We start from the raw sequence: 12569 nt of genomic DNA on the forward strand, positions 1-12569 counted from the left end.
AAAGATAGAATAACCTGTTCGCTGAATAAACGCTTGTTTTTTTTACGTACCGCTTGCATGCTTTCAAAGAGAATGATATCAATTACAATTATATATATTTAGCTTTAACAAACGAAAAATATGAGTAATCAACAGCATCAGACGCTCACTCTCCGCCCTCTTTCAGCACAGGATAATCCTGCCATCGCTGACGTTATCCGTCAGGTTTCCGCCGAATATGGTCTCACCGCTGACAAAGGCTATACCGTTGCCGATCCGAATCTGGATGAGCTGTATCAACTCTACTCGCAACCAGGACATGCATATTGGGTGGTAGAGCGTAATGGCGAAGTTGTGGGTGGCGGCGGAATTGCGCCGTTAACCTGTAGCGAACCCGATATTTGCGAACTGCAAAAAATGTACTTTTTGCCTGCGGCGCGCGGACAAGGCATGGCGAAAAAGCTGGCGCTGATGGCGATGGATCACGCCCGCGCGCAGGGATTTAAACATTGCTATCTGGAAACGACCGCCTTTTTACGCGAAGCGATTGGCCTGTATGAACATTTAGGGTTTGAGCATATCAGCGAACCGCTGGGCTGCACCGGGCACGTCGATTGCGAAGTGCGGATGCTCAAACCCCTGTAAGACCGGCTATTGCATCTCAGGCGACACCGAAAGTCGAATCACGCCAGCGGCCTGCGCGGCTGGCAATTTCAGCACTTCCGTCCACATATCCTGCACCAGATCGCAAACGATCTTCTCTTTCCCGATCCCCTTCTCCGGCTCAGCCATAAGCTGTACATCCTGCCCGTAGCGTTGCACCAGTACCGGTACGACGCTTTGCAGATCCTGCATAGCCTGCTGTTTTTCGGTGTCGGTTACCGTGTGTTTATTAGGGCCGTATGCCGCGCGCATCATCGCCGCATCGCCTTCCATACGCCGTTTCAGAATATCCGGCGAGATCAGACGCGTCGGGTTAATGCCGCCTTTGACCTGCGGGAAGAGAAAGCGGAAACACTCATCGTCACCTTTTTTCTGCACCGCCGCAGTCTGTTCGAGATTGATCTTCATATAGTCAATGACATTACTGTCCGGCGCCTGCTGTAAACGCGACATCTGAATTTGCAGCACCTGCGGTTGAATGGTATCGATAATTTGTTGTTCGGTTTTGCCTTCATTTTTCAGTTGCAGCGCCTGGGTGCGAAGATGGACCCAGAATGCCGGCTCCTGTTCCTTCAGTACCTGAAACGTCGGCATTTGCAGTAGCGCGGCATCAAACTGTTGCTCTTCCGTCTGACCGGACGCCGCTTTTTCTCGCGGGATCAGGTAGTGCACGTCAAAGAGGTTCCACGCGACAATCGCCACCATCATCAGTACCGCGCCGGAAGCCTTCCCCACCCAGCCTTTTTTACGCATGAGCCCTATCACCGCGGCGATGACCGCGCCGACGTAGCCTGCGAGAAGTACATGTGTCCAGTTCATCGGTATTGGTATTCCTTGCCCTGAAAAGGACATATTTTTCACTGCCCGCGTCGGGATGTCACCTTACGGCGGGCAGAACTACCGAAATTAAGAGGCGACGGGGACACCGCTGTGAAAACGAAACTCGTTGTCCGGCGAGACGATCAGCGCCGCTTCCACGTCGCCAAAATAGCGGACGCGGGGAGAAATATCGTCCTGTGAAACCTGTTGCGCCAGCGTCAGATAGTCCTGGTAGTGACGCGCTTCGGAACGCAGCAGCGACAGATAGAACTTTTGCAGGTCATCATCGAGAAACGGGGCCAGCGCGGCGAAGCGTTCGCAGGAGCGTGCTTCGATGTAGGCACCGCAAATCAGCTTATCAATCAGCGTCAACGGTTCGTGCGTACGTACCGCTTTCAGCATCCCTTTCGCGTAGCGACTGGCGGTGATCTTCACGTAAGGAATGTTTCTGGCCTGCATCGCTTCTCGCACCTGCCAGAAGTGGTGCAATTCTTCCTTTATCAACAGCACCATGCTGTCGATAAGCTGGCGGCCCCACGGATCGTCCGTTTCCGGCATCACGCTTTTACCCATCTGTTTATGGAGCGCAACAAAGTCCGGTTCCGGCCCTTCCCGGAAAGCAAAGGCTTCATACGGCTGTAGCCAGGCGAGCAGCGCATCCGCGCCCGGTTTATCCGCTACGTACTTACGCACCAGCAGCATCGCCGTTTGCGCCGCCTTGAGTTCGCATATCAGATGATCGGTGAGCAGCAGAGGAAGGTTTTGCGGATCGCGCGCCTGGTCAACCCAGGCCTGCGGGGTCGGACAGTGCAGAAACTGGCGTACCGGGGAGAGAATTTGCGGATAATCCATGTGTACCCTGTCGAAAGAGTACGGCAGCACACTGCCGTACTCTTTAACATTTTAACGTTCGGGGATCTTAGTGACGCACACCGTCGTCATCTTCGTCGACGTAGTCTTCGTCGTCGCCCTCTTCACCTTCTTCACCGTTCGGATCTTCAAAGTAGGTGCCCCAGCCGTCGTACTCGACGTCATATTTCTCAGCCAGATTCATCAACTGTTCAACCTGCGCGTCGATAAGGTCAGCTTTCAGCGCACATTCACTGAGGATATCGCAGCAAATGACGGTGTCGCCTTCTTCCACTTCCAGCTCTTCCGGCTCAGTCACTTCGTAGCCAAGTTTAAACGCTTCAACCGCGGCTTTTTCCAGGGTTTCGAAATCGTCTGCGGAAAGATGGTGTTCGATGGTGTACAACGCGTCCGGGTCGCTACCATCATCCAGTAATTCTTCAATAATCAGGCGCGTTTCTTCACGCTGCTCTTCCAGTAGTTCCGGGTTTGCCATGGCTCGTTCCTCATAATGTCCTGCCGATACTCTTATTGTCACATACCGCCGTCATTGCCTCCACCTTTCCAGAAAAGATTTGTGAAACAGGGTTGCAAATGCATAATCATCCATATAAATTGAATTTTAATTCAACAAATGGCATTCGCCATGGGAGGGAACTATGTCAGGTTTTTATCAGAAGCATTTTTTAAAATTACTCGATTTCACCCCTGCAGAACTCACCGCACTCGTCCAACTTGCCGCAAAACTAAAAGCCGATAAGAAAAACGGCAAAGAAGAACAAAAGCTTACAGGCAAAAACATCGCGCTCATCTTCGAAAAAGACTCGACCCGTACACGATGCTCTTTCGAAGTTGCCGCTTACGACCAGGGGGCTCGCGTCACTTATCTCGGTTCCAGCGGGAGCCAGATTGGGCATAAAGAGTCAATTAAAGACACCGCGCGCGTGTTGGGCCGGATGTATGACGGCATTCAGTATCGCGGTTACGGCCAGGAAGTGGTCGAAACGCTGGCCGAATATGCTGGCGTGCCGGTATGGAATGGGTTGACCAACGAGTTCCATCCTACCCAATTACTGGCTGACCTGCTGACGATGCAGGAACATCTGCCAGGTAAAGCGTTTAACGACATGACGCTGGTTTACGCCGGCGATGCGCGCAATAACATGGGTAACTCAATGCTGGAAGCCGCCGCGCTCACCGGGCTGGATCTGCGCCTGGTGGCTCCTAAAAGCTGCTGGCCGGAAGCGTCGCTGGTCGCAGAATGCAGCGCAATGGCGAAGAAAAACGGTGGCAACATTACGCTCACCGAAGATATCGCGGCTGGCGTGAAAGGGGCGGACTTTATCTACACCGACGTCTGGGTGTCGATGGGCGAACCAAAAGAGATGTGGGCGGAACGTATCGCCATGCTGCGCGACTACCAGGTCAACAGCCAGATGATGGCGCTTTCCGGGAACCCGCAGGTGAAGTTCCTGCACTGCCTGCCCGCGTTTCATGATGACCAGACCACGCTCGGTAAAAAAATGGCGGAGGAATTTGGTCTGCACGGCGGAATGGAAGTCACCGATGAAGTGTTTGAATCCCCGGCCAGTATTGTGTTTGACCAGGCTGAAAACCGGATGCACACCATTAAAGCGGTGATGGTGGCGACGCTGGCACAATAATATTGTCCGCAAAGAAAAACCCCACATAACAATGTGGGGTTCATCAGCAGTCTGAAGCGAAAATCATCGTTTCCGCCCAGTGTTACAACCGTGAATTATGCGCCCATTGGCGGTGTAAACGCGGTAAGTTCCAGCTCCGGTCCGGTGTATTTCTCCGCCATCACCAGCGCAGTGTTGCCCGCGCAGCCATTCGCCAGACGCGAGGTCGGGATGTCTTTGGTAAGCACGTTGGCACCACCGTTTTTACAGATCCCGGTACCGGCGTAATCCAGATCCGGCCATGCACCTTCATGGATACACACCACGCCCTGCTTGATGCCGTCGGTGACTTTCGCGCCAGTCAGCACCTGACCACGCGCGTTCCAGACGCGCACCAAATCGCCATCGGCAATGCCACGTTTTTTCGCATCTTCCGGATGGATGTAGAACGGCTCACGGTTGGCCACCGCATACTGTTTGCGCAGCGACGCATAGTTAAGCTGACTGTGTAAACGATGCGCCGGATGCGCAGTCAGCAACTGCAGTTCATCCTCTTTCGCGTTGCCAGCCCACTCGTCTGGTTCCAGCCAGGTCGGATGCGCCGGGCAATCCTTATAGTTGAAGCCTTCGATGGTTTTCGAGTAAATCTCGATTTTACCGCTCGGCGTACCCAGCGGGTTCATCACCGGGTCCTTGCGGAAATCGGCATAGCGCACGAAAACTTCTTCTTTCGGATTCTTACGCATTTCGATCAGCTTGTTCGCCTCCCAGAAAGCGGTGAACTGCGGCATATTGACGCGCTGTTGGCGCGCGCCTTTCTGCGCCACGTCGTAGAACTCGCGCAGCCAGTCCATTTCGCTCTTGCCTTCAGTGTAAGCAGCTTTACCGCCTGGTTTCAGCAGCTCAGCCATATCCGCGAACACGTCAAAATCATTGCGGGCTTCGAACTGTGGTGGGATGGCTTGTTTCATCGGCACCAGATGCTGGTTGCTGTAGTCGCCGGTCATGGTCAGATCGTTACGTTCAAACGATGTAGTGATCGGCAGAACAATATCAGCATGCTTGGCGGCAGCCGTCCAGTAACACTCGGAGATCACCACCAGTTCCGGTTTTTGCCAGGCTTTCACCAGACGGTTGGTGTCCTGATGATGAGTGAAGTTGCCACCGCCGGCCCACCAGATCATGCGCAGATCGGGGAAGGTTTGTTCCTTACCATTATGTTGATATTTGCCGCCGGGGTTTTCCAGGGCTTCAACAATACGCGCCACCGGGAACGCTTCAACCGCATCGGAAGTTGCCCAGTCGTTGCCAGCAGACGAGCCGCCTGCGATTGTCGCTGAAATCGCCGACAGCACACCGCCACTGCGAGTTGGGTTGCCGCCGTTAGAGTAATGGTAAGAGAAACCAAAACCGCCGCCTTCGGTACCAATCTGGCCGAGCATCGCCGCCAGGGTAACCAGCATCCAGTGGCGCTGTTCGCCATACTGCTGACGCTGAATGCCCCAGCCCGCCATCAGCATGGTTTTATTCTTGGCAAAGATTTCCGCCAGAATTTCCATTTGCTTCGCCGGAACGCCGCAAATCTTCTCGGCCCAGGCCGGATTTTTCGGCGTGTTGTCGTTCTTACCGGTCAGATACGCTTCGAACTCGCCATAGCCGGTGGTGTATTTATCGAGGAAGGCTTTGTCATGCAGTCCTTTTTCTACCAGCGCGGACGCAATACCCAACATCAGCGCCACGTCAGTCCCCATATTCGGTGCAATCCACTGTGCTTTATCACCGAAGAAATCGATCGTTTCTGAGCGTTGTGGATCGATGGCGATAACGGTTTTGCCGGAAGCTTTCAGTTTATTGAAGTACTCGAGGCCTTGCTCATCAGTACTGGTCCAGGCAATTTTCAGGGTGTTCAGCGGGTTAAGGCCCCACAGGACCACCACCTGGCTATGTTCGAGGAGCAGCGGCCATGCCGTCTGCTGTTCGTAAACTTCAACCGAACCGACGACGTGCGGCATGATCACCTGCGCCGCGCCAGTAGAGTAGTCGCCGGTATGCCCGGTATAGCCGCCTGCCATGCTCATGTAGCGCTGAAGCAACGTCTGCGCTTTGTGCAGCACACCACTGGAGCGCCAGCCATATGAACCCGCAAATACGGAAGATGGGCCATGCTCAGCACGGATACGGGCGTGTTGCTCGTGGATGAGCTTCAGGGCGTCTTCCCATGACACTTTGACGAATTCGTCTTTACCACGGTTGCCGTCCGGTTTGCCCGGCGCATTCAGAAAGCCTTTACGCACCATCGGAGATTGAATACGGCACGGGGTATGCGCCTGATCGGGTGCGGTAGTTTGCAGATCGTTGGGAATCGTTTTCGCCAGCGCGCCGCGCGACGACACAATTTTGCCGTCTTTAACGTCGATGTACATCGCACCCCAACGCCCTGCCGTCAGGATGGCATTACCCGGCGCGTCTGCGGCCCACGCTGGCATCGGGATTGCCGAGGTAATCATCATCGCGCCAGCGGAACCGCCAGCATACTTTATAAAGTTACGTCGTGTAAGGTTCATAGGTTTTCCTTTAATCGTAATTGTCAGTTATTCCTTAGAGGTAAAATCTTTGGCGTGATACTGGAACCAGCGAGTAAGGATGTCTAAATCCTCGGCGCTGATATCCGTTCTCGCGCCCATCCCTTTTGCTACGGAAGGCCAGGCATTTAAGGTGTAATGCTCGGAGGAAATCGGCGCATGACATCCGGAGCAATACGTTTTGTCGAGTGTTTTGGCGTAGTCCCAGATTACGTCGGGTTTACTCAGTGCGGGTTCAGCCAGAGGTGCGCGCAGAGACACATTGCGCCATGCGTTTCCGTAGGGATCCTTTTCCCAGTCGCTGGAGATTTTGAGCGCTTTTTGACCTTCATCGGTGAGTGTGGCAAGGATCAAACGCTGACCCGCCGCGAAGTAAATCACCTGTTCAGCACCCTGCATTTGGCTACCGGTAATCTCCACTTCCCGCGCATCGCCGGAATGCCCCACCACGTTCAGTTTGGTGGCCGGATAAACCGTGCCCAGGTTGCCCAGTGCGGCAGGCGCGACGGGGTACACTTCTTTCGCATCAGCCGGCGTCTGGCGTGCGTTTTCCATCAGCGCATCATGCGCTTTGGTGTCAATCGTGATTTCTGGTGGGAAGTGCGCGATACCTTTATGGCAATCAATACAGGTTTGTTTTTCTTTGATACCCAGAGCATGCATTTTCTGCGCATCGGCACTCTGCTTTTGTAGATCCATGGCGTCAAACTGATGGCACGAGCGGCAGGTCGCCGAATCGTTAGCTTTCATCTGCTCCCAGACCGTCTCCGCCATCTCGAGGCGATGCGCCTCATATTTTTCCGGTGTATCAATTTTGCCGGTGACAAACTCATGCCAGATATCCTTACTGGCCCGAACTTTGGTGATCAGGTAATCCATACCCGATTGTGGAATGTGGCAATCGCGGCACTCAGCACGGATACCTTTTTGGTTCATAAAGTGCGCAGATCCCTGGTACTCTTCATAGGGTGCTTGCATTGTGTGGCAGGAGAGACAAAACGAGGTATCTGACGTTTTATGCATTATCCACATCGATGACAGCGCGAGTGTTCCCCCCAGCAGAATACCCACGAATACAAGACCCGCTATCCACTTCCATTTTTTATTCATACCTTGCCCTGAAATTAATTCAAAAGTTAATATTTAATTTTGTGCAATGTATTTTGCTGGATGATTTTTCAACAAGAATTGATGTAACACAAAAGTGTTATTAACCAGAAAGAGTTAAACGTGCTTTTGATCGAGTTTTTGAAAGTTAACAGGAAAGGTTACAGCTAACTGTATGTTGTGACTGAAGTTACGCCGGTAGCGATATAAAATTAAATATACAACGACTAACTAAAATCAAGCCACCGTTATATATTTAAATATATAAGGAAATAATGTGATCGCGGTGCACTATTAATGGCTGAAATAAACCGTCTTTTACCGTTCGGGTCACTTCTTAATGAATACCGATGCAGTTTACTATTTTTCTACTCGCGCAGGAGCAAGGATCTTTATGGACGAATGTAGGATAAATCATAAAAAGGACAGCCGCTCCGATTCAGGGAGCGGCTGTGCAATTCCTGCCTTTTCTGTTTAAGCCATCAGCAGCTTAACCACCGCTTTACGCACCGGGGCAGGCGCACCGACGGCGCACAGCGGTTTGTGCACTTCTTGCGGATAAAAGACGACAAAGTCACCTTCATTCAGGATCAGCGTTTTCTCCTGCTCGCCTTCCGCTAAAAACGCAATATCTTTATCAGCCAGCCAGTCGGTATCCGGCTTACCGGCAGGCAGTACGCTGAAGGTCATCCCTTCCTGCCCCTTCAGCACGATCTGAATATCCAGATAGCGCGCGTGATACTCCGCACGACGCTTCTCGAACGGCTCGGTCATATCTTCAGAAATCAGGTAGAACAGACGACTACCGTCAATCTCATGTTTCCCCTTCTCCGTCGTCTCGGTGACGTTTGCCTTAATGTACTCAATCGCCTGGCGGAGTTCTTCAGGAAGCCAGGATTGCAGATGGTGAATATTACCAACGATCATCTCATACCTCTCATTCAAAACAGCGTTTCAATTTTTAGTTGTTATACGAAAAAAAGTCCGGTCGTGCCATCGCTATCTTGCAAAGTTTTGCGTCAGCGCATGTTTATCGCTGAAGTTGTTGACTGTCTGTTAACACTAAACAGCGATCTATGCATCTTTAATGCATAAAATGTAAACATGCTCAATGAAGAACCATCGCAACAAATTGTTATATAAGGATTTATAAGAAAAACCTTTAGTCGATCACAATTCATTTCCACTGCTTAATCAATGATAATCGCCATAGTTATTGCTCAATTTACTTTATGGAGAAAATAATATAATTCACAATACGCATATCTATGCTTTAAATTATTATTACTCCATAAAAATCATGATGTTGCGTTGTTTTCATTCTTTGCTTTAGCCAACAAATAATTAACACTAAAGAATAATCTGACGTATAACTGCGTAGTAATTCAGGTTAAGACTTTTTATTTTTGTTATTTCTCAGACCTCTGTCATATATTAATTAAGAAAAAACAAATAACCGAACGGATGTGAAACTCATCACATTTCCGACCTCTAAATAATTCAATGATGCCTCTCGAAAAATATCGGAACACTTATGACTGCGAGCATTTTCATTATTCGCAGCCACCCCCTTTTTATTCCTGAAATAGAGTGAAAGGTATCGTAATGGAAAAACATTATGTCGGTTCTGAAATCGGCCAACTACGCAGTGTGATGTTGCATCGCCCTAACCTCAGCCTGAAACGCCTCACGCCGTCTAACTGCCAGGAGCTGCTGTTTGATGACGTACTGTCAGTTGAACGCGCAGGTGAAGAGCATGATATTTTCGCCAACACGTTACGCGAGCAGGGTATCGAAGTTCTGTTACTGACTGATTTACTGACACAAACTCTGGATATCGCGGATGCCAAAAGCTGGCTACTGGAAACGCAAATCTCAGATTACCGACTTGGCCCTACTTTCGCCACCGACATCCGCGCCTGGCTGGCCGACATGTCGCACCGGGAACTGGCCCGTCATTTAAGCGGCGGACTCACCTACGGTGAAATTCCCGCCTCAATTAAAAATATGGTGGTTGATACTCACGATATTAATGACTTTATTATGAAGCCATTACCAAACCATTTATTTACCCGCGATACCTCTTGCTGGATATATAACGGTGTGTCCATTAACCCAATGGCCAAACCGGCTCGCCAGCGTGAAACCAATAATCTACGGGCCATTTATCGCTGGCATCCGCAATTTGCCGACGGCGATTTTATTAAATATTTCGGCGACGAGAATATCAATTACGACCATGCCACCTTAGAAGGCGGCGATGTGCTGGTCATCGGGCGCGGTGCGGTGCTGATCGGCATGTCTGAACGCACGACGCCGCAGGGGATCGAGTTCCTTGCCCAGTCGCTGTTTAACCATCGCCAGGCCGAACGGGTGATTGCCGTTGAGCTCCCCAAACACCGCTCCTGCATGCACCTCGACACCGTCATGACCCACATCGATATCGACACTTTCTCCGTCTACCCGGAAGTGGTGCGCCAGGACGTGCAGTGCTGGACCTTGACGCCAGACGGTCGCGGCGGCCTGAAACGTACCGAAGAACGCACGCTGGTTAACGCCATTGAGAAAGCGCTCGGCATCGATCAGGTGCGCCTGATTACCACTGGCGGCGACGCCTTTGAAGCCGAGCGTGAGCAGTGGAACGACGCCAACAACGTCCTCACGCTGCGCCCCGGCGTGGTCGTGGGCTACGAGCGCAACATCTGGACCAACGAAAAATACGACAAAGCTGGCATCACTGTGCTGCCTATCCCCGGCGATGAACTGGGACGCGGACGCGGCGGCGCGCGCTGCATGAGTTGCCCACTGGAACGCGATGGCATTTAAGGAACCCACCATGCAAAACAAACCGACTCTGGTTGTCGCCCTCGGCGGCAATGCGTTGCTCAAGCGCGGCGAACCGCTGGAAGCCGACATCCAGCGCAAGAACATCGTCCTGGCGGCGAAAACGATCGCCCAACTCACACAGCAATGGCGGGTGGTGCTGGTTCACGGCAACGGGCCGCAGGTGGGACTGCTGGCATTGCAAAACAGCGCCTACGACCGCGTCACCCCCTACCCGCTGGACATTCTCGGGGCGGAAAGCCAGGGGATGATCGGCTACATGCTGCAACAGGCGCTGAAGAACCAACTGCCGCAGCGCGAAATCAGCGTCCTGCTCACGCAGGTTGAAGTGGACCCTAACGATCCGGCCTTTCACAACCCGACCAAGTATATCGGTCCGGTTTATGACCCAGCCCAGGCCGACGCGTTACAGGCCGAAAAAGGTTGGGTCTTCAAAGCGGACGGCAAAGCGTTCCGCCGAGTGGTGCCTTCACCACAGCCAAAACGCATCGTAGAGAGCGACGCCATCCAGGCGCTGATCGCCCGCGATCATCTGGTCATCTGTAACGGCGGCGGCGGCGTGCCGGTCGTCGAGAAAGCGGACGGTTACCACGGCCTGGAAGCGGTGATCGACAAAGACCTTTCCGCCGCGCTGCTCGCCAGCCAGATCCACGCCGACGCGCTGCTGATCCTGACCGATGCCGACGCGGTGTACCTCGACTGGGGCAAACCGACCCAGCGTCCCCTGGCGCAGGTGACACCCGAACTCTTGAGCGACATGCAATTTGACGCCGGTTCGATGGGACCCAAAGTCAGCGCCTGCGCCGACTTTGTCAGCCGCTGCCACGGCATTGCGGGCATCGGTTCGCTGGCCGATGGCCCGGCCATTCTCGCCGGGGATAAAGGCACTCTGATTCGGCGCGAAACCGCTGTCGCATAACCCTTTTTTACCTGATGGCACGAATCCCCAGGCCGGATAAGGCGACGCCGCCATCCGGCAGAGAAACGCGGCCATTGCCTGATGGCGCTGCGCTTATCAGGCCTACATCAACCAAGGACACATTGATGGCTATTTCACTGAAAAATCGCAATTTTTTGAAGCTTCTCGACTTTACTCCGGCGGAGATCCAGTTCCTTATCGATCTGGCGATTGAACTGAAAGCGGCGAAAAAAGCCGGGCGCGAAAAGCAAACGCTGATCGGGAAAAACATCGCGCTGATATTCGAAAAAACCTCCACCCGCACCCGCTGTGCTTTTGAAGTCGGGGCATTCGACCAGGGCGCGCAGGTCACTTACCTCGGCCCAAGCGGCTCGCAGATCGGTCATAAAGAGTCGATGAAAGATACCGCTCGTGTACTGGGCCGGATGTACGACGGCATCGAATACCGCGGGTTCGGTCAGCAGATCGTTGAGGAACTGGGGCAATACGCCGGGGTACCGGTGTGGAATGGCCTGACCGACGAATTCCATCCCACGCAGATCCTCGCGGATCTGATGACCATGCTGGAGCACGCGCCTGGGAAAACGCTGCCCGAGCTGAGCTTCGCCTACCTTGGCGATGCGCGCAACAACATGGGCAATTCCCTGATGGTCGGCGCCGCGAAGATGGGCATGGATATTCGCCTCGTCGCGCCAAAATCCTTCTGGCCAGATGAAACGCTGGTTGCGCAATGCCGCGACATCGCCAGCACCACCGGGGCACGCATCACGCTGACCGACGATGTGGAAGAAGGCGTCTACGACGTTGATTTTCTGTACACCGACGTCTGGGTCTCAATGGGGGAACCGAAAGACGCCTGGGCTGAACGCGTCAGCCTGATGACGCCGTACCAGATCAACCAGAAGGTCATCGACGCCACCGGCAACCCCAACGTGAAGTTCATGCACTGCCTGCCCGCCTTCCATAACGAACACACCAAAGTGGGACGTGAAATTGAAGCCGCCTACGGCCTGAAAGGGCTGGAAGTGACGGAAGAGGTTTTTGAATCCGCACACTCCATCGTGTTCGACGAAGCGGAAAACCGCATGCACACCATCAAAGCGGTGATGGTGGCGACGCTCGGCGACTCACTCACACGGTAGCTACTGGACCGAATGCACCGGG

At 53.0% G+C, this 12569-nt stretch carries 12 protein-coding genes; 6 read left to right on the top strand and 6 right to left on the bottom strand.

Annotated features, from left to right (window positions below; all coding sequences use genetic code 11):
* Positions 1-120: 120 nt before the first annotated feature.
* Positions 121-624: a GNAT family N-acetyltransferase gene (locus AL479_RS05670; RefSeq protein WP_061075382.1), complete on the top strand. Its 504-nt coding sequence runs from the start codon at positions 121-123 to the stop codon at positions 622-624.
* A gap of 6 nt (positions 625-630) precedes the next feature.
* Here the strand turns inward: AL479_RS05670 and AL479_RS05675 are convergent, their stop codons facing one another.
* From AL479_RS05675 to rraB, 3 genes are all read right to left on the bottom strand, one after another.
* Positions 631-1461, bottom strand: coding sequence for a hypothetical protein (locus AL479_RS05675; RefSeq protein ID WP_061075383.1), 831 nt, complete (start codon positions 1459-1461; stop codon positions 631-633).
* A gap of 87 nt (positions 1462-1548) precedes the next feature.
* Positions 1549-2313: a tRNA isopentenyl-2-thiomethyl-A-37 hydroxylase MiaE gene (gene miaE, locus AL479_RS05680; protein WP_061075384.1), complete on the bottom strand. Its 765-nt coding sequence runs from the start codon at positions 2311-2313 to the stop codon at positions 1549-1551.
* A 67-nt stretch (positions 2314-2380) separates the two neighbouring features.
* Entirely contained in the window at positions 2381-2806 is a 426-nt protein-coding gene (gene rraB, locus AL479_RS05685; protein ID WP_061075385.1) for a ribonuclease E inhibitor RraB, read from the bottom strand.
* A gap of 98 nt (positions 2807-2904) precedes the next feature.
* Between rraB and argL the strand changes: the two genes are divergently transcribed.
* Both argL and argF (AL479_RS05690) read left to right on the top strand, forming a co-directional pair.
* A complete protein-coding gene (gene argL, locus AL479_RS24180) occupies positions 2905-3000 on the top strand; it encodes a putative translational regulatory protein ArgL (protein WP_413814514.1) in 96 nt (31 codons plus the stop codon).
* Complete coding sequence (gene argF / locus AL479_RS05690; RefSeq protein WP_061075386.1) at positions 2970-3974, top strand: ornithine carbamoyltransferase; 1005 nt, start codon at positions 2970-2972, stop codon at positions 3972-3974. Before argL ends, argF (AL479_RS05690) begins: the two co-directional genes overlap by 31 nt.
* 95 nt (positions 3975-4069) lie before the next feature.
* Here the strand turns inward: argF (AL479_RS05690) and AL479_RS05695 are convergent, their stop codons facing one another.
* From AL479_RS05695 to AL479_RS05705, 3 genes are all read right to left on the bottom strand, one after another.
* On the bottom strand, positions 4070-6517 hold the full coding sequence (locus tag AL479_RS05695) for a molybdopterin guanine dinucleotide-containing S/N-oxide reductase (protein ID WP_061075387.1): 2448 nt from the start codon (positions 6515-6517) through the stop codon (positions 4070-4072).
* 27 nt (positions 6518-6544) lie between these two features.
* Positions 6545-7645, bottom strand: a complete 1101-nt coding sequence (locus AL479_RS05700) for a NapC/NirT family cytochrome c (protein WP_061075388.1) — start codon at positions 7643-7645, stop codon at positions 6545-6547.
* Positions 7646-8116: 471 nt separating this feature from the next.
* Positions 8117-8569 carry a YhcH/YjgK/YiaL family protein gene (locus AL479_RS05705; protein WP_061075389.1) on the bottom strand — a complete coding sequence of 151 codons (453 nt, stop codon included), beginning with the start codon at positions 8567-8569 and terminating at the stop codon, positions 8117-8119.
* A 678-nt stretch (positions 8570-9247) separates the two neighbouring features.
* Between AL479_RS05705 and arcA the strand changes: the two genes are divergently transcribed.
* The 3 genes from arcA to argF (AL479_RS05720) all read left to right on the top strand — a co-directional run bounded on the left by arcA (position 9248) and on the right by argF (AL479_RS05720) (position 12547).
* The gene (arcA, locus tag AL479_RS05710; RefSeq protein ID WP_061075390.1) at positions 9248-10468 is read left to right on the top strand and encodes an arginine deiminase; all 1221 of its coding nucleotides are present in this window, start codon (positions 9248-9250) and stop codon (positions 10466-10468) included.
* Between the two features lie 10 nt (positions 10469-10478).
* Positions 10479-11405: a carbamate kinase gene (gene arcC, locus AL479_RS05715; RefSeq protein ID WP_061075391.1), complete on the top strand. Its 927-nt coding sequence runs from the start codon at positions 10479-10481 to the stop codon at positions 11403-11405.
* Positions 11406-11530: 125 nt separating this feature from the next.
* Positions 11531-12547, top strand: coding sequence for an ornithine carbamoyltransferase (gene argF, locus AL479_RS05720; protein ID WP_061075392.1), 1017 nt, complete (start codon positions 11531-11533; stop codon positions 12545-12547).
* Positions 12548-12569 lie beyond the last annotated feature (22 nt).

It is taken from the genome of Citrobacter amalonaticus, assembly GCF_001559075.2.
GTDB lineage: Bacteria > Pseudomonadota > Gammaproteobacteria > Enterobacterales > Enterobacteriaceae > Citrobacter_A > Citrobacter_A amalonaticus_F.